The organism is Ancylobacter oerskovii, assembly GCF_018390555.1.
Taxonomy (GTDB): domain Bacteria; phylum Pseudomonadota; class Alphaproteobacteria; order Rhizobiales; family Xanthobacteraceae; genus Ancylobacter; species Ancylobacter oerskovii.
Genome location: NZ_JAHBGB010000043.1, coordinates 39,363 through 55,458, shown reverse-complemented (window position 1 = coordinate 55,458; position 16,096 = coordinate 39,363). Strand labels below are relative to the sequence as shown.

The 16,096-nt window shown below is 61.9% G+C and carries 23 protein-coding genes; 6 read left to right on the top strand and 17 right to left on the bottom strand.

Going from position 1 to position 16,096, the window contains the following annotated elements; translation table 11 throughout:
• Positions 1 to 94 precede the first annotated feature (94 nt).
• The 14 genes from KHC19_RS20930 to KHC19_RS20865 all read right to left on the bottom strand — a co-directional run bounded on the left by KHC19_RS20930 (position 95) and on the right by KHC19_RS20865 (position 10,411).
• The gene (locus KHC19_RS20930) at positions 95 to 1,177 is read right to left on the bottom strand and encodes a relaxase/mobilization nuclease domain-containing protein (RefSeq protein WP_213355319.1); all 1,083 of its coding nucleotides are present in this window, start codon (positions 1,175 to 1,177) and stop codon (positions 95 to 97) included.
• Positions 1,178 to 1,217: 40 nt separating this feature from the next.
• Positions 1,218 to 1,943, bottom strand: coding sequence for a hypothetical protein (locus KHC19_RS20925; protein WP_213355318.1), 726 nt, complete (start codon positions 1,941 to 1,943; stop codon positions 1,218 to 1,220).
• Between the two features lie 453 nt (positions 1,944 to 2,396).
• The gene (locus KHC19_RS20920; RefSeq protein ID WP_213355317.1) at positions 2,397 to 3,101 is read right to left on the bottom strand and encodes a SprT-like domain-containing protein; all 705 of its coding nucleotides are present in this window, start codon (positions 3,099 to 3,101) and stop codon (positions 2,397 to 2,399) included.
• Positions 3,102 to 3,216: 115 nt separating this feature from the next.
• Positions 3,217 to 3,426, bottom strand: coding sequence for a hypothetical protein (locus tag KHC19_RS20915; RefSeq protein WP_213355316.1), 210 nt, complete (start codon positions 3,424 to 3,426; stop codon positions 3,217 to 3,219).
• 1 nt (position 3,427) lies between these two features.
• A complete protein-coding gene (locus tag KHC19_RS20910; protein WP_213355314.1) occupies positions 3,428 to 3,922 on the bottom strand; it encodes a hypothetical protein in 495 nt (164 codons plus the stop codon).
• Positions 3,922 to 4,968 (bottom strand): hypothetical protein, encoded by a 1,047-nt coding sequence (locus tag KHC19_RS20905; RefSeq protein ID WP_213355312.1) that lies wholly within the window; start codon positions 4,966 to 4,968, stop codon positions 3,922 to 3,924. Before KHC19_RS20905 ends, KHC19_RS20910 begins: the two co-directional genes overlap by 1 nt.
• Entirely contained in the window at positions 4,965 to 5,396 is a 432-nt protein-coding gene (locus tag KHC19_RS20900; RefSeq protein ID WP_213355311.1) for a hypothetical protein, read from the bottom strand. Before KHC19_RS20900 ends, KHC19_RS20905 begins: the two co-directional genes overlap by 4 nt.
• A 30-nt stretch (positions 5,397 to 5,426) precedes the next feature.
• Positions 5,427 to 5,807: a helix-turn-helix domain-containing protein gene (locus tag KHC19_RS20895; RefSeq protein ID WP_213355310.1), complete on the bottom strand. Its 381-nt coding sequence runs from the start codon at positions 5,805 to 5,807 to the stop codon at positions 5,427 to 5,429.
• 190 nt (positions 5,808 to 5,997) lie between these two features.
• The gene (locus KHC19_RS20890; RefSeq protein ID WP_213355309.1) at positions 5,998 to 6,195 is read right to left on the bottom strand and encodes a hypothetical protein; all 198 of its coding nucleotides are present in this window, start codon (positions 6,193 to 6,195) and stop codon (positions 5,998 to 6,000) included.
• 40 nt (positions 6,196 to 6,235) lie between these two features.
• Positions 6,236 to 7,465 carry a ParB/RepB/Spo0J family partition protein gene (locus tag KHC19_RS20885; protein ID WP_213355308.1) on the bottom strand — a complete coding sequence of 410 codons (1,230 nt, stop codon included), beginning with the start codon at positions 7,463 to 7,465 and terminating at the stop codon, positions 6,236 to 6,238.
• Entirely contained in the window at positions 7,462 to 8,208 is a 747-nt protein-coding gene (locus tag KHC19_RS20880; protein WP_213355307.1) for a ParA family protein, read from the bottom strand. The genes KHC19_RS20885 and KHC19_RS20880 overlap by 4 nt, the downstream gene beginning before the upstream one ends.
• Positions 8,205 to 8,507: a TrfB-related DNA-binding protein gene (locus tag KHC19_RS20875; protein WP_213355306.1), complete on the bottom strand. Its 303-nt coding sequence runs from the start codon at positions 8,505 to 8,507 to the stop codon at positions 8,205 to 8,207. Before KHC19_RS20875 ends, KHC19_RS20880 begins: the two co-directional genes overlap by 4 nt.
• A gap of 667 nt (positions 8,508 to 9,174) precedes the next feature.
• Positions 9,175 to 10,206 carry a replication initiator protein A gene (locus KHC19_RS20870; RefSeq protein ID WP_246549294.1) on the bottom strand — a complete coding sequence of 344 codons (1,032 nt, stop codon included), beginning with the start codon at positions 10,204 to 10,206 and terminating at the stop codon, positions 9,175 to 9,177.
• Positions 10,207 to 10,219: 13 nt separating this feature from the next.
• Complete coding sequence (locus tag KHC19_RS20865) at positions 10,220 to 10,411, bottom strand: hypothetical protein (protein ID WP_213355304.1); 192 nt, start codon at positions 10,409 to 10,411, stop codon at positions 10,220 to 10,222.
• 235 nt (positions 10,412 to 10,646) lie between these two features.
• On the opposite strand from KHC19_RS20865, the gene KHC19_RS20860 reads away from it, so the two are divergent.
• The 6 genes from KHC19_RS20860 (at position 10,647) to KHC19_RS20835 (ending at position 13,488) form a co-directional block, all read left to right on the top strand.
• Entirely contained in the window at positions 10,647 to 11,324 is a 678-nt protein-coding gene (locus KHC19_RS20860; protein WP_213355302.1) for a hypothetical protein, read from the top strand.
• A gap of 12 nt (positions 11,325 to 11,336) precedes the next feature.
• Entirely contained in the window at positions 11,337 to 11,774 is a 438-nt protein-coding gene (locus KHC19_RS20855) for a hypothetical protein (RefSeq protein WP_213355300.1), read from the top strand.
• Positions 11,771 to 11,968, top strand: a complete 198-nt coding sequence (locus tag KHC19_RS20850) for a hypothetical protein (protein WP_213355298.1) — start codon at positions 11,771 to 11,773, stop codon at positions 11,966 to 11,968. The genes KHC19_RS20855 and KHC19_RS20850 overlap by 4 nt, the downstream gene beginning before the upstream one ends.
• A 110-nt stretch (positions 11,969 to 12,078) precedes the next feature.
• Positions 12,079 to 12,396: a hypothetical protein gene (locus KHC19_RS20845; RefSeq protein WP_213355297.1), complete on the top strand. Its 318-nt coding sequence runs from the start codon at positions 12,079 to 12,081 to the stop codon at positions 12,394 to 12,396.
• Between the two features lie 64 nt (positions 12,397 to 12,460).
• A complete protein-coding gene (locus tag KHC19_RS20840) occupies positions 12,461 to 13,021 on the top strand; it encodes a hypothetical protein (RefSeq protein ID WP_213355296.1) in 561 nt (186 codons plus the stop codon).
• Positions 13,018 to 13,488 (top strand): hypothetical protein, encoded by a 471-nt coding sequence (locus tag KHC19_RS20835; RefSeq protein WP_213355295.1) that lies wholly within the window; start codon positions 13,018 to 13,020, stop codon positions 13,486 to 13,488. Before KHC19_RS20840 ends, KHC19_RS20835 begins: the two co-directional genes overlap by 4 nt.
• 891 nt (positions 13,489 to 14,379) lie before the next feature.
• On the opposite strand, the gene KHC19_RS20830 is transcribed toward KHC19_RS20835, so the two are convergent.
• From KHC19_RS20830 to KHC19_RS20820, 3 genes are all read right to left on the bottom strand, one after another.
• Positions 14,380 to 14,610 (bottom strand): hypothetical protein, encoded by a 231-nt coding sequence (locus KHC19_RS20830; protein ID WP_213355321.1) that lies wholly within the window; start codon positions 14,608 to 14,610, stop codon positions 14,380 to 14,382.
• Positions 14,611 to 15,072: 462 nt separating this feature from the next.
• Positions 15,073 to 15,726, bottom strand: coding sequence for a recombinase family protein (locus KHC19_RS20825; RefSeq protein ID WP_213355294.1), 654 nt, complete (start codon positions 15,724 to 15,726; stop codon positions 15,073 to 15,075).
• On the bottom strand, positions 15,719 to 15,931 hold the full coding sequence (locus KHC19_RS20820; RefSeq protein ID WP_213355293.1) for a hypothetical protein: 213 nt from the start codon (positions 15,929 to 15,931) through the stop codon (positions 15,719 to 15,721). Before KHC19_RS20820 ends, KHC19_RS20825 begins: the two co-directional genes overlap by 8 nt.
• Between the last annotated feature and the right edge of the window lie 165 nt (positions 15,932 to 16,096).

Here is a 16,096-nt window from a genome sequence, read left to right as displayed (position 1 = left end):
AAAGAAGGAAATGCACGCGGCGGTCAGGTGACGCCCAACTGACCGTACATTGCGGACTCGATGATGATGTAACCGCCCCCTCGGGGCGGTTTTTTTATGTGCGATCGGCGCCCTTGTCGGTCTGCTGGCCGATACCGCGTCCCAGGCCCTTGGCGACCTGGGCGTGGATCTGCTGCCGTTCCGTCTGCAGGAGAGGCATATCCTTCACGAAATCCCGGATCTGCTTGGCAAGCTGTTTCGCATCTTGCGACGGATGCTTGTCCAGGACGGCTGCAGTGTGCAACCAAGCCCCCCTCACCTTCTCCTGGCGCTCGCGGATTTTCAGCTCCCACGGCCGAACCTTCGGCGCCGCGTTGCCGGTGATTTCCTTCACCGCTTCGGCGTACTTGCGCAGCTGTACGTCAGGCGCGGCGTAGGCCGTGCCGTCCCGCCGCTTGGTGCCTGCCTGGTGGCGCTTCTCGATGTGGTACACCGCCTGCACTTTCGGCTTCTTCACCACTCCCCTCGCCCGCCGCGGCGTTGCCTCTGCAGCGACACCGAGCGCACGCAACTCGTGGGCAAAGCCTTCACGCCACTGCTGCAGGTCTGCCTTGCGCGGATTGAGGTTCTTGCCGTCAAAGCCCTCGCGTTTGAGGGTCAGGTGAACGTGCGGGTGATCCTTGTCGGTATGCAGCGCGATCATGTACTGCCGCTCGCCGCCGAACGTCTTGTCTGCGAAGGTCTTTGCGGCGCGCAGCACCTTGTCGGGGTCAGTTCCCTTCGGCATGGACAGCATGACGTTACGGGTGTCGGGCCCCTTCTTGGCGAGGCCGGCACTGGTCCATTCCTCGGCAACGTCTTTGACCGCCTGCCGGCCGCTGATGGTTTCACCGCGCTCGTTGGTGGCGTCGAGCTTGCCGTTGCGCGTGATGTAGGCCAGGTGCTCCTTGACGTGATCCTTGCCCTTGGCAGCACCGGTGATGCGAACCATAGCCTCCGGCGTCCGCTTGCTGACGGCGGCAGCGCGTTTGAGGAAATCGGCGATGGCGCCCGCGCCAGCTCCCGTCCCTCCACCGCCGGAGTTCGGCCGCTTGTCGCCGGGCGCCTTCTTCGGCTTCACCGGGCCACGTAACAGCTCTGTCGTGGAATCGAAGCCCTGGAAGGTAAAGGGATTGGCGTTGTTGCTCGAACGGCTCATGTCGTCCACCTGCGCGAGGAAATTTCACGGGCAAGAGCGGTCATCCGGCGTCCTCAATAGGTGATGGCTCCCATCGGTTCTGCACAGCCTCTAGGAGCGCCTGAACATGGGAAACATGGTTGTTGATGTGACTTCGCAGGGCGTCCAGCTTCTCGACAGTCACGCTGTCCTTATACCGATCATCGCGGTGCAAGGCGTGGGCGAGTTGATTGAGGTTCCGGCCGATCGCCAGCAGCTCGCTGTTGGAACGCTTCAACGTTGCCAGCTCGGAGTCCGTGGGGCGTGGCTCGTTAGAGAGCGCATTCCGTAGAACACCGATGGCCCAGGTGGTCTTGCGCCAGCCCAAACGCTGCGCGCTCCTATCGATGGCGTCCAGCTCACGCTGGTAGAGCATGAGCGTCAATTTCCGCTTCGGATCATCGACCTCATCGCCGGGGCCTTCGGGTGGCGGGGGGCGAACTGCTGGGTTAGCTGCGAGCACGGCGGTGACGGCAGCACGGAGCATTTCACTGGCGGTCATGCCGTGCTGCTTGGCTCGCTTTGTCCACGCAACTTTCACCTCCGCAGGTACCAACGCCTTGAGCCTTCCAGTCTTTGCGCCAGGCGCGATTTGAGCAGCCGCGTCGCTTGGCGCGCCTTCTCCCTGGAGCACGCGCAGGACGATCTGGCGAAGCACTTCGCCCGGCGTTTTCAGCAGGCTCGCAGCCAACGCGGCGAATGCCTCTTCGGTCGATTTCGCTACTCGGGCCTGCAACTGAGCTTCCATCTTCCAAACCAAAAACGAGGGGGAACGAATCACACCGTAGCACGTGAAACGGGCGAAGTGTACCATTAACGGGCGTACACGCCCTATCCTGCACTAGCCTCCTTCCCCCTCGTTTTTGTTTCTGGCCGGAAACGCTGTGGCTTTCGCGCGTTTGGGTTTTGCAGTGGCGGCAGGTCGGCGTGCGCGGGCTGTCCTCGTCCGAAAATCGGTCGCGCCGATTGAGGTTGCGAGGGAAAGGCCCGCTCCTTCCAGTCGCTCGTCTCCGCAGGGCGTCGCCCTGCACCCAGGAGCAAAGGCCACACCTTTGCCACCCGTCAACGCGAGCGTTCTCCACTACGTTTCGACCCGATGGGTGACTGGCGGACGGCAGGCGCGGCAGTCCTGGAAGTGTCGGGACGAAGGGCGTCCCCGAGAAGATCGACGGCCTGCGGCGCGTCGAACAAAGGGCGTGAGTTAGGCAGGCTCGAAGGCGCTGCCTTCGCAGCCTGGATCGCCACAGAGGATGGCCAGGTTGGGCTTGCCCCACACCTGAACTGCGCAAGACGGGCACCGGTATTTGACCCGATTCGAGCGGTTCACTTCCCCTGGCCCAGGAAACACCAGCAGGTCGATTTGAACCTCGTCGCCGTCATCGTCCTCCCCTCCCCCGAGGGCGAACTGCTCGACGGAGCATGGTGGGAACCGGTCCAACCAGGACAGGGTGAACTCGGCGGTCAGAAGATCCGCGCAGGCGCGATCGTATGGACCGCCTTCGATGATGTAGTGGGTCATCTGCTGCCCGACGCGCTTGCCGCCGGCTTTGCCGGTGTTGCTTGGCATAAGGCCGACCTGTTCCATTTTCTCCGCCCATTCCAGGTTGTGATAGCCGGCCCGCGAGGGCTTGCCGAAGTGGAACTGCCAAGCGTGGACCATTTCGTGCACCAAGGTCGATAGCGTTACCCGCACCGGCCTCACGCCGAAGTAGCTCGGGTTCATCGCGATTTCGTCGGTCTGCAGTCCATCCCGATTTACGAACCTGGTGCTGGAGAAGTAGCCGAACGTGCGTTTCTCGCGCTGCAGGGTGATAAGGCAGTCAGGCAGCTGGCCACGAAACAACACCGCGTTGAAGTGGTCGTAGGCTTGCTGCAGTTCGGCGTAGGCGGTTGGAGTCGGCTGCATGGATCAGAAAAAATGTATTGTGCAATACAGTCTAACACGGCTGCGGATGCCAGGCATGAAAAAGGCGGCCTCGGCCGCCTAGTGAGTTACGAGCTGCAGCGTAGCGTGCGGCTGGTCAGCCATGCGCTTCGGGCTCCTTGTTGCAGACTGGGCAGGGTGCGCCGCGCTTGGCTTCGGTGTCGTTGGCGAAGTTCCACCAGCTGCCGTCGTGGCCGCACTTCTGGCATTCCATGTGCGCGATGGTCCGGTCGCCGTCGTAGCCGAAGTCGGTCCCGTGCATCATCACGCGCGGCTTTGCGCGGGGTGGCCTCAGCGCCTGGAACATGTCAGCGGTCCGTGCCATTGCCCACCGCCTTGCTGTCGATCAGGGCCAGCAGGCGGACAACTTCTGCCAGATCGGAATCGAGCGCGCCTGTTGCGATAAGCATGTGCTTAGCGTCGGCTATGGAATCTTCAATCGTAGATTTCAGGCACTCGACTGCTGGCCGGAACTGCCCCAGGTCCACAGCCTGCGCGGGCGGGGCTGCGTAGAACGGAACCAAGTCTTCAGGGTCGGCGTGGTCGAACCCATGACGGAAGACGCGAACACCGCGACTAGGGGTCATCGGCACGCGGACGCTGCGCCAATCGGACGAATACAGGTAGAACGCCGGCACCTGCCCCACCGGCTGGCGGGAGGCATCTATTTCACGCTGCGCCTTCCGGCCTGCTGCGAAAGCGTATTGCGCAGTATCGAGAATGGCGGGATTATCGGCCACGCTCGGGTTGATTGCCTTGAACTCGGCGATCCACTCGCGGAATGCGTTGTCTACGATAGCCATCACTTCACCTCCGGCTGGCGGGCGGCGAGGGCGACAGGCTGAATCACCCATGCTTCCTCATCATCGTTGGCGAAAGCTTCTGCGTCGGCGAAAGCTTCTGCGTCGGATCGACGGGCAAAGTGCAGGGCCGCATTGCGGTCAGTAGTCCACTTCGGACCAAAGTCTCCGCACTTGCGCCAGCGTGCACCCACTCCATCACCCACTACCCACGCCAGCGCATCCTGACCGCCCGGGCAGGGCTGGGCGGCGTAGAGCGGGCCGTACCACTCGAAATCATCGCTGTGGTTTTCCAGCAAGTCGAAGTCGTCCATGTCGTCCTCGCTGTTCACGGCATGGAGGTTGCTGCACAGAACGCCATTAATGCTGCGTACTTCTACGAGGGCTCTTTTATGTCGTTGCCCGATTGCATAGCCACGGACCCAATAGGCACCCGGCCCGGTTGGCTTCGTAGCGGTCCACTCCGGCTCCTGCCAACCGAGGCTCACGTCCGCAACGCGCAGGCGGACTACCTCTGCTTCAAGGTCGCTGCGCATGGTCTGACCCACCGGCTGGCTCGGGCTGTGGCCTGCACAGGCTCGGCCCAGGTCGCAATCCGGGCAGCAGATGTTTCGGCCCTCATCGTTCTGGCGGATTCCGGTCCGGCCGCAGGCATCGCAGGCCTGCGGTACTGCTTCCACCGGTTGGCGGGTGGCCAGAGCCAAAGGCCGGACGAACGTCGCACATGGGCCATCCTCAGTGTCGCCGACGGCCGCCAGGCGCCAACCATCGCCTGCGGGCGGCAGGGGCTGCCAGTCGCGCATTTGCTTGCCGTAGACCTCACTGTCATCGAATACATCCTCAGAGAACTCGCCCTCCACGAAACGCACCTCGAAACCCTGGGCGTGCAGAAGAGGCAAGATGGATTGCCGCTCATCATCGGGCCAGGACGGCAGATCCGGATGACAGGTATTGCCATATTCGGGGTGTCGCGGCGGCAGTCGCTCGGGAGCATAGAGACCGCGCCACGGGTCGGCCCCTTGCACGGTGTTTTCGGGAATGGAGATCATGCTTCGGTCCTCGGTCCGTCAATGCGTTCATCTCGAACGGGGTAAGCGCCAGAAGCGGTCAGCGCCTGGTCTTCCGACTCGGGAGCATCAGCCACATTCCGCAGCGCCTTGTGCCGCGCCCGCCACATGAGGTTGCGTACGATTTCACCCGCGCCCTTTAGGGCCAACACACCGAAGGCCAGAGCGCACAAAAGGAGCAAGCAGCTGCCCACGAACATCAGGGCCTGGAAAGCGGCCACGAGGAGATAGATCCATGTCCCCGGTTTGATTTCTTCTGCTTGAATGAAGAAGTGGCTGGGAGCTTCGGGTTGAAACAGCACGTAGATTTTCCCGGCGAGCAACGCCACGCCGGCCATCACTGCGAGGGCTGCTGCGCCAAGCAAAAAGTCCCGGAGGAAGGAGAGAAGAGCGGAGGCTTTGGAGGTCATGATCCTTTCCTGGTTGTCGATAATCGGGGGTCAAAGCCCGGGCTTGGAATCAGAAGGTGCGCCAGCTATGGTGGCCTTGATCCGATTCCAGGTGCGGGAGTCTTCGATGGACGCATCAGCCATGCCCTCACGAGCAGCATCCGCCTGTTCCCAGGAATGGTGTCGGCTCACTTCGATGGCCGATCCGGTAGACCAGTCCACGAGCACCCACGACGGCTCCTTGTCGAGGACCATCAGCGCCAGGCGCCAGCAGGCACGATCACTGCCGTGGCCAGCCTCCCATTTCTTGATCGTTTCGGGGGTCCGGTGGACCAGGTCCGCCAGTTCGCGCTGGGTAAGGCGGTGACGAGCGCGCAGCTCGCGCCAGTCATCGGCGCTGGGCGTGTCCAGGGGCGGCAGCTTGGGAGTCATAAAGGGTAGGGATGCAATCCGGATTGGGTAGGTAAATTATACCTGTAAAAAGGGCCGGTAGGCGCTGCGAATGGCTGAAACGATCATAAATTCAGGAAGCATTCAGATGCGCAAAGTTTCTGGCCAGAAACTTTTTACACCCACAAAAAAAGCGGCCGGAGCCGCCTGAAATGCCCTGGAGGGGATTTGCTCAATCGGGCGGGGCATCGAAAGCGACCGCCGACACAAGTAGGTATGCACCCGCCAGAATGGCCAGCATGTCCGGGTCATCGGCGAGCACCTTGAACGCTTCCAGGGCGTCCAGGGCGTCCTGTGGATCGCGTGCGGCCTTGATCCGCGCACGAGCGTCGATGATCTTCTGAGCGTAGTGGTTGACGTCGATGGTCATAGGAAAAGGGGAGGGGCCGCAACAGGCCCCTCCGGTGCGGTTACTTGGATGCGCCGTCGATCACGGCAACGAGCTTGATCTTGTTCACGTCGAGCTGTTCTTCGTCACCATTCTCGAACTTCACCCATGCCAGGCCATATTGGGCAGTCTTGCCGATCAGCATGACACCCTCGCGCCGTCCTACGCGGACCTGCACGAGCGGCTTGCGGACCTTCATGGGGTCGGGTGCAGCCGGCCCCGGTTTCACGCTCTGGCGGCGCTGTCCGTCGCCATCCGGGTCATCATCCTCATCGTCGCTCGGATCTGACGTGACACCTTCGCCGCCAGCTTGTGAGGAAATGGCAGCGTCGGTGCGGGTCTCGGTGTAGACCTGCGCCAGTGTCGTGGCTTCGCCGTCGCCATCGCTCTGCGAGCCAGCAGCGGCATTTCCGGAGAAGACCTGGGCGAGGGGAGTGCCCGAAGTATCGGAACCGTCTTGACCGGCGCCGTCAGTAGCAGCCGGCGGGGCGGTGGATGCACCGGCGTCCGAAGTCGGGGCGTCACTGGTTGCATTTCCGCCCGTGGTGGCGGCGGGTTCACTTCCACGCTTCATTGCAGCGCGCAGGCCTTCAATGTCAGCCTGGACGACCTGGCGGTCACCAGTGGTGGCCAGGAACGCACGCACAGCGTCGGCGTCCTGCTTGTAGCACTGCAGGGCCTCATAGAGCGTGCTGGCATCGCGGATGCGCTCGCTGTCCAGCAGATCCTGCAGTTCCGGAGCCACGTCGGCGAGCTCGGTCAGGGCAGCGTGTTTGGAGACCCACGCCTTGCTCTTACCCAGCTTCTGCGCGATTTCCGTCTGCTTCAAGCCATCAGCCAGCAGGTCGCGAATACCGCCAACCAGTTCCGCAGTGGTCAGATCCTCGCGCTGCAGGTTGTCCACCAGCTGCGATACGGCTCCCTGCTTATCGGTCACCACGGCTTCGATGATCGTGGCCTCGATCAGCTTGTGGGCGCGATAGCGGCGGTGTCCGTGCACGATCTGATAGCGCTTCGGATCGTCCGGGTGGACCTTGACCACAATCGGCGTGGACAGCCCGCCGGCGCGGATGGAATCGGCCAGTTCCTGCAGTTTGGCGGGATCGTAGTTCTTGCGAGCATTGCGCGGATCTTCGGCAACGCGATCAAGGGGCAGGCTCAGCGGCTTACCCGCGGCCGAAGCCGCATCAGCCCCCGCCTGCATCAGGTGCGAAAATTTGTCCAAACCACTCAAATTAAGTTTGTTATTCATGGCTTGGCCTCCGTCTTGTCGATAACCTGGTTGAACACTTCTTTCATTTCCTTGCCGGCGTCACGCGCGGCGGTCTTGGGGATTTCCCACACCGGGATGCCCTGTCCAAGCGCATCCGATATCGAGCTACGGTTGCCAATCTTGGCGGTAATCATCAGGTGGGCATAACTGGTGAGCAGCTCCATCATGTTCTCTTTTTGCGATGCCGAGTGCGAATTGAAACGGTTGGGCAGCATGCCTAAGAACGTGAGACCAGGGTTGTGTCGTTGTTGCACACCGAAAATGGTCTGCAGCATTTTTTCGATGCCCTGGATTGAGTAGTTTTCCAGTTCGATCGGGCACAGCGCGAAGTTGGCAACGGTCAGTGCTGCAACCATGCGCAGGCCCAATGTCGGCGCCGTGTCGATCACGCAGTAATCGAAGGCGTTGTCCAGGTGGTTCACGGCAGTGACGAAATGCTTGATGGCCTCGGATTTTGCGCGTTCCAGTTCCACCAGGCTGTCGTCAGCAGCCAGAAGGGTGATGCCTTCCTTTGCCACGACGTCGGGCTTGGAGTTGCGGAACAATTCTGCAGCCAACGAACCACTGGCCGAGGCTTTCAGCGTGAACGATGAGTTCCCCTGATTGTCGAGGTCGATGAACAGAACCTTCTTGCCCTGATCGCGCAGATAGAACGCCAGGTGGGTCGATACGGTCGTTTTGCCAACGCCGCCCTTCTGATTTGCCACAACGATCGTTTTCATCGGGTTCTCCGGCTGTCACGTTCCCAGGTGCGTACGATTTCCGCCTTGTCGGCTGGCAGCACGGCGGTGATCTTCTCGTGCCCAGGCGGGATTTCCAGCGATTCCACGTAGGCCCGCCACACGCGGCCGACCTGATGTGAAACTGCACTGATGGTGACGGAGTAAGCGGCCGCCACGGTGGATTGTTGTTCGTTGCTGACCAGCACCCGGCGTGCCATTTCCGCCGCCTGCTCGGATATGTTCAGCCGTTTGACGGTCGCGTCGAAGTCGCGTTTTGTCAGGCTTCTTCGGGTTGCCACTCATAGTCCTCCAGGGATCAGGGTGAATCTTCAAGTTGAGCTTACGTAGAAGTCTACTTGAGTTCAAGTTTAGCAAAGGTAAACGCCGTTTGGAATTAGCGCAGTTGTCCTATTCCACGCAGACCGAAGGGGAGGGGGCGCCAGGCCGAAGGCGTGGGGGAGGGGCATAGCCCCGCCACGTGGGGGTCGAAGTCGCGACCGAAGCAAAGCGAAGGGAGGACAGGGGGCGAGCATCGCCCCGCGGCTGTCTATGCCGAAGGCACTGGATGAGCGAGGCTCGATGTGCTCGTCGACCAGGCTGGGGGGAGGTTCATAGCTGTTGCTGACCGCGTTGCGCGGTTTGGCCGTAGGTTGCGGACCCCGCGTTTTGGGAGCGGTTTCCGTCCGCATGCAGCTGTTTTCCACAGCTCCCAGACGCTTTCAAGATTTTATATATGTTTTAATAGGTTTTAGCCGGGAAAAGTCTAAAAAAGTTTTGCTGAAACAGCAACTTACGAGACTAGCCGGTCCGCATTCTACGGAAAATAGTCCGCAATAGACGGGCGAAGGTCCGCGAAATACGGCGCGAGGTCCGCGAAATACGGCGTTTCCACAGGCTTTTCCACAGGACGCCGAATCACACCGTACTTTGCGGACCTGAATGGGCTGGTCCGCAATATACGGTGCCTCATGGATTGGCTTCCACTTCAATGGTTCGGGACTGCATGACCAGGACGGGGCCATCCGATCCTTTCGTCTCACTGAGGGCATAACCGGGCAGGTCGTTGGCCTCAATCAGCTGGCGCAGATCGAACACGAACTTCTTGAAGTCGCGAGTGCTGCCGCTGCGCTGATGCACGGTGCGGAAGTTGTAGCGGGCGTCGGTTCGGCCAGCCGCCTTGCGGGCGAGACGGTAGATGAAACGGGCGAGGCCGCCGCGGATCAGCAGGTAGTCCGGGTCCACGGTCAGCACTTCGGGTGTGTCGTGTCCACACACGCCGTCATAGATCCATTCGGGGATGACCAGCTCGACCTGGCCAACCTTGCCGGTATCGGTATAGCTCACGACCTCGGCGCCGCCGAGCAGTGGGAAATAGCCGGTGCGCCGCTTTTTCGATTTCGGGTCAGGGTTGCGATGCTCGATCTTGACGAACGTGCCCTGTAGCCGGTCGAGCGTCTTGGATAGGTTCTCGTACTGCTGGCCTCCGTCGGGGAGGCGGCAGAACTTCAAGATTTCGACCGAGTGCGGCCGGAAGCGGCGGGAGGGGACAGGGCCTTTACCTGCGCGGTGACGGCGGATGGCATCCGCCAGGTGGCTAATCATCATCAGCACCACGTCGTAGTCCCAAATCGTGGCCATGCCGTGAGCGCCGCCAGCCACTTCGACAATCGCATCGGCGAGCTCGTAGCGGATGATCTCGCCGCGCCGGGTCTGGCTCTTAGAGAGGCGGAACACGGCCACGTCCATCAGGTCTACGCCGTCCTTGACGGGAATGTCGAACAACGACGGAACGAAGAAATCTGGCTGTTCGTCGCCCTCCGGCGGCACGCGAAGGGATGAAGCATTCCCGGCGGGTATGGCTACATCAGCGGCGCCGAAAAGGTCGCCGGCTGCAGGAGCCTCCGCCTTCTGTCGCTCTTTGGCCTTCTGCATGCTGTCGTGCAGACGCTGCAGGGATTCGCCCAGGGCACCACCGATGGTCTCGAAATCGTGCGGCATAACTACTCCGAGTTCACTGCGCGGCCTTCCGGCCCTGGGTGTTGGGGTCCGGGGGCTGCGGAACGGTCCCAGGCGCGGGATTGGCGTACTCCTGCATGAAATCGCGCAGCAGGATCGAGGCGTTGCGGTTGTTCTCTTTCGCCTTCTTGATGAAGTCGGCTTTCAACGCTTCTTCTACTCGGAAGTTGAAGGTCACTTTTGACATTGGATCTCCGGAATCAGGAATGGCGCCACCCTAACGCACATACAAGAAATTTGCAAAATATTTGCGGGGTATGTGCGCAAGCCCGAAACCTTGTGGTAGAGTGACACAACAGAACGGCCATACGCGACACAACAGCGGGCCGGTTCTTGTAGGAGCAGCCCGCCTGCGCTCCATACACCAATCACCACAAAATGAGGGTCGCAACATGCTGTATCGAGCACTGGAATGCTGCGTCATGGGTCGCCCCGACGAACCCACGGCGACAGCCTGGATCACCGGTCACAGTCACGAGGATGCGCGCCAGCGTCTGCGGGCCGGACTGGCCGCCACCTGGGGCGTCGAGCCTGCGGAAATCGTGTGGGGCCATTTCGCCAGCGAAATCGAGCTTGAACGCGATTCGTGTCAGTTCAGGATTGCGGGCGCACGCCGGTGGCTGGAAACGGGTCAGATCGCCCCGCCGGCCTCCTGCGCTTACATACCGGTCTACGACAGCTTCGATCAGGTGTTGATCTTCCTGCCTGCTCGCGATCGCAAGCGTCTGGCAAATGCCTGGTTCGAGGCACGGCAGCATGCAGGGGAGTGCGCCGGGTTTGTGGCCGCCGAGGCAAAGGAAGCGCGGGAGCGGGGCGACCAGGAAACCGCCAAGACGTTGCGGGACTATGCAGATCGGATGCGCCTGCAGGCCTGTGCGATCACCAATTCAGCAGCCAGTACTGGCAATGAGGTAGCTGGCGCGCTCTACCTGGGGACATGGCTTGCGGAGCAAGGCCGCGACCTGGGCAAGGCCGCGGATCAGTTCGAGCGGGCCAATAGGCTGCGCGAGAACGGCTCCCCTTCGGCGCGGGATTACGAAACCAATGGAAGGGAAATCCTGGCCGACGTGCTGCGTCGTCATCCGTATTACACCAACTGAGGGCCTATCGCCATGAACATTGAATTCGACCACATCGTGCTGACCAAGAAGCAGGCCACCACGCGCCGCGCCCTGGAAATGTTGACGGCCATCGTGCTGATGACCTGCGCGACCCTGGCTGTCTGCGGCTTTGCCGTGAGGGGCCAGGCTGAAGGCTGGCCGATGGATTTGCGGATGGGGTTTGCCTTCCTGAGCGCACTGACGGTCCTGTTCCCGTTCTGGCTGCTGCCGCTGCCCAGCTTCACCAATGAACTTGACGCCAAGGGCCGCGCCCGCCTGCAGACGCTGGCCAGGCGATGGCCGGAGCTGGCACCGGTCATTCATGCGTGGCTGGCGGACGAAACTCTGGAGCTGCGCAAGGAGGATCTGCGCGCCTGCGAGGAATACGTGGCGGAACAGAGGAAGGACCGGGCTGGTACCAGCTGGAGGCTGGCGGGGCGGGTGTCATGAGCGCCGGCCTGGGACAATTGCCGCTGTACGAACTGCAGGGCCGCTTGCGCCGGGCGCGAACCGTCAGGGCTTTCCAGAAGATCGAACGAGCGATCGATGCGCGGTTACGGCTGCTCAACGCGCAGACCCGCAACTGGCCACGTCTGGCCGATACTCTTGTAGCTGACGAATCCGGGCCCGGGCCGAAGAGGTAGTTTCTGGCCCGAAACGATCACACCACCATCCACTGAACACCACCACTATGCACAGTCAAATATTTGTACCGTCCGTTTTCTCCCTTCGCGTGCTTGCTTACGCATGCGCCTTGCTCGCCCTGGTGAGCATCCTCGCGGTGTCCCTCGACCTGCTTTCCCTCATCCTCGATTCCCTGGCGGAAATGGCCTTCCGGAGAAAGCCGCCTATCCATCCGATTGAAGCAGTCTTGAATGAGGTGAAGCGCCAAGCGGTTCCGCTGTCCATCTTCTTCGTGTCCCACCTTGTAGCGGGTCGCTTGCATTCGCTGGCGGACATGACGCTCGACCGCTGGGAGGAACGCCAGTCACCGGCCTGGAAACGCCGGCATGCGAATGCGCGGCGGCGGCGACGGCAAGCGCTTCAAGACCAGGGCATCCCGGGAAGGTGAATGATTGCCTCTTCCGAAGTAGCAAGCTCCTCAACAACGCATCCCGTCTAACGAGGATCGAAGAATGAAAAAGACTGCCTGCGACCACTACGTTTACACCAATGAGGAAGCCTCGAAGTGGTACCGGCGGGTGCTGTACTTCGGGAAGGACTTCGGACTGTTCGCCCTGGTGCTACTTGTGATGGGGCTGACGCTGGGGGTCTTGTTTTGGGGGGCGCCCCAAGCCGGTGCGGCCCTCACTTGCGTGTTCGCTGTATTGATGGCCACAGACGCAATGCTCTGGGAAATGAGCACTTTCAAAACTTCTACCTTCTACCCGGTTCGTCGGAGTCTGTCCCCATTGAGCTTGGACGATTGGAAGGTCTTGAAGGCTCTCGCCGAGCAACACGCCGATGTTCAAGCCCTGATTGCAGCGGCCTTGAATCACGGCAGGACCGTTCGCGGCCGAGATTTCGACGCTGTCTATGGGATCGTTGAACGGCGGCGCAAACACGAGCGGAAGGTGCTCGACGCCGAGAAGGAAGCCACTGACAGGCTGGCCGGACAGCAAGCCGAGGCCGCTGCGGTCGCCGAAATCCAACAGTCGCTGCAGGACGCGCACGAGCGTGCAAGGGAGAAGGCATGAGCGGCCGCGACGACGGAAAGATTTCTTTCGCGGATGTGCTGCCCTTCCTGCTGATTGGCTGCGTAGTTAGCCTGTTCCTGGGCGGGGCGGTCTGGCTGGTCCTGTTGATGAAGGATCTTCCGCCACCACAGTCCTGGAACGTCGGGTCGGTGGTGCGAACCGAGCCTCTGTCGAACCTCGAAGAACAGCTGGATTTCGGGGTGGGCATTGGCACGAACGGTCATGCCGTGGTCATTCCGTCAACGAGCACACGGATGCGAAAACAGACGCTCGTGGTGACCGATCGGTGGCAGTTCCTGGTCGATGGTCAGTGGCTGCTTGCGAAGGGCACGCAGCTGGAAGTGCGCGAGAGGACGGCGGGCCCGCAGCTGTGCGTCGAGGCCGTGCAGGACTGCCACCGGTTCCACCAGTCCGCGCAGTTGCAGGTGAACCCTGCTTCCGATAGTCCCGATGAGGTCAGCCAATGAGCCGGGGGCAGGCGGTGAGGTCGCTTCGGGCCACGGGGTGTAGGGGGGACCCCTACGGAGAACGCTTCACCCGCGCCAGCAGCGGTGAATCACCACCAGCATCTCCACACAGCGCAAACCTCCCAACCGTCGACACCACCCTCCTGTAGACCGGGCGTAGCGAAGCGGAGTCAGGCAAGCCGCGAAAGCGGCGCGCAGGGCGGAAGCCCGGAGAATCTTGGGGGTTATGAGCGGAGCGCGGAAACGGGGCGAATGCCCCGTTTTTCCGTGTTAGGCGAGCTTGCTGACCAGGACCGACACGGCGGTTACCAACGTCGCTACCGAGGTGATGATAGCCGGCAGGTTTTCGAGGACCAGTTTCAGGACTTGGATCGAGTGCTTTTTCATGGTGCGTTCTCCTTTCTGCGCGGGGTTGTCAATCGCGCACCGTTGTCGTCGCACCGGCATTAGGGGAGAGGACGCAAGGGCGAAGCCGAGGCCGCAGCCCGAAGCGCAGCGCAGGGACCGGGGGAGAGCTTCGACGTAGTGAACCCTAGTGGCCGCTCCACGCCGGTGTGACCCTCGGTGCGTGCTTGCGATGACAGCCCGTGCAGATCAAAAGGAAGCGCATCCATGTACTCGATCCGAGGCCATGGGCCTCGATGCCGGCGACTCCTGCAGGCGACGTTGGTGTGTCGGTGCTGGTCAGCTGCCTTGCGCGGAACGTGACATTCGCGCTGCGGAGCGAATGCGGCCGAAGGCCGCTTGCTGTTCGATCTTGGGTTCTTGAATCCGGCGCGGCCGGATTCTGGCCACGTCAGTGGCTGGCCGGTGGGCTGAGCATGAAAAAGCCGCCGAGAATCCCGGCGGCTGGAAGGGCGGCCGGGAAACCCGACCGCCAGCTGGTGGTGCTCAGTCCTGCGCGTCGTCCTGCTTCTTCTCGCGGATGACCAGGCGGCCGGAGACGGAGATGCCTGGAGTGATGTCCACGTTGAAGCCCTCGCCGTCCTTGTGCGGCCATGCGGCGCCGACCCGCGTCCAGAACTTGCGATCCTGGCGCTCATCGACCACAAACACGCCCAGGGGCTGCTGCTTGCTCTGATCGGCGGTGTTGTTCTTCGGGGCGTTGTTGGACTTGGCCATGATTGTGTCTCCGGTTGTGGATGAAAGCGCGGTTGCGCGGCACCAGGAAGGCGGGGGGATCAAGCAGGGCGTGCAAGGGCGCCGTAGGCGAGTGTACGGGTTGGTGCGGCCCGCAGCGTAGCGAGGACACGGCCCGGGAGCGGCCCTTGCAGGTTCTGCGCCCACCGCCAGGGTGCTGCCGATATGCAACCGATCATCCTTCACCGGAGACGTTCACACCGCCAAGGCCATGCCTCGAAGAACAGCCGACAGAGCTGCAGCCCCGGTGTTCAACTGTGTCGATGCCGAAGGTTCGCTGCTGGACTGCAGGCGCGTTCCACAGCTGGGTCAAGGACGGCATTTCAATCGATCGACCGAGGCTTATGGCCCGGTGCTGTTCCGCGAGAGGGACGGGGTGCAGGCTTCCGCCGCGGTTGGCGGGACCCGGTCAGCATTTGCCGGGCCTGCATTTCGAGGTGTGCGTTACGCCGGCGATAGATCACCGGCTGCGCCGCGTAGCGGCGTCACGGAACCGACGTGCTTGTGCAGCGTGGTTCGGCTGATGCCGAAGTGCGTGCACACGTCGGCCACCGTCGTGGCTGGGTCGCTCAACATGGCTCTGGCCAGCTGGATCTGCTTGTCAGTCATGGCGGGCTTTCGCCCGCCCTTGCGGCCTCGGGCGCGGGCGGCCTCCAGGCCGGCGTGGGTGCGCTCGATCAGCTGCCGGCGCTCGTATTCGGCGAATACGGCGGCGATCTGGAAGAACATGTTTCCGGCAGCAGTGCTGGTGTCGATTTTCTCGGTGAGGCTTTCAAAGCCGATACCGCGATCGGCGAGCTCGTGCGTCACGACGCGGATCAGCTCGGATACTGATCCGCCGAGGCGGTCGAGCCGCCAAACGACAAGAGTGTCACCTGGGCGCAGGGCGCGCAGGGCGTTGGCCAGCTCCGTTGCGCCCTTCTTGGCGCGGCGAGGACCGGCCCGGCTGACCTGTTCCTCGTAGATTTGGGCGCAGCCAGCTCGCTGCAGGGCGTCACGCTGCAGCGAGAGGTCCTGGTCCTCCTTCGACTTGCGGGCATAGCCGATGCGTAGACCGGTCGATTGCGTGGTTGGGGCGGTCGGCTTCGGCTTAGGCATGGAGGTCCGTGGGGCGAGAGGGCGCCATATCCTCCCATTCGGCGGCTGCGTTGTGGAGTGCCGTAGCGGTCACGTCGCGCGGCAGGCCGGCGCTGTGTGCCAGGCGCCGGACAACGGCGTGTAGCACGTCCGCCGGATGATCGGACTCGGCGATGGCGCGACCGAGGGCGTCAATCTTGTCGGTGGCGGTGTTCAGATTCGGCATTGGAATAGTCTCGGTTATATTTTGATGTTCGGAAATCAGTAGCGGGTGACCGTTAAACGATCATAGATAACTGTACGGGAAAACGAACAATCTGCAAGGAAAATGCTGGCTTCTACATCGCTGAACCGCTCATGTTCGGCAAACGGTCGTTTTCCGAACATCCAT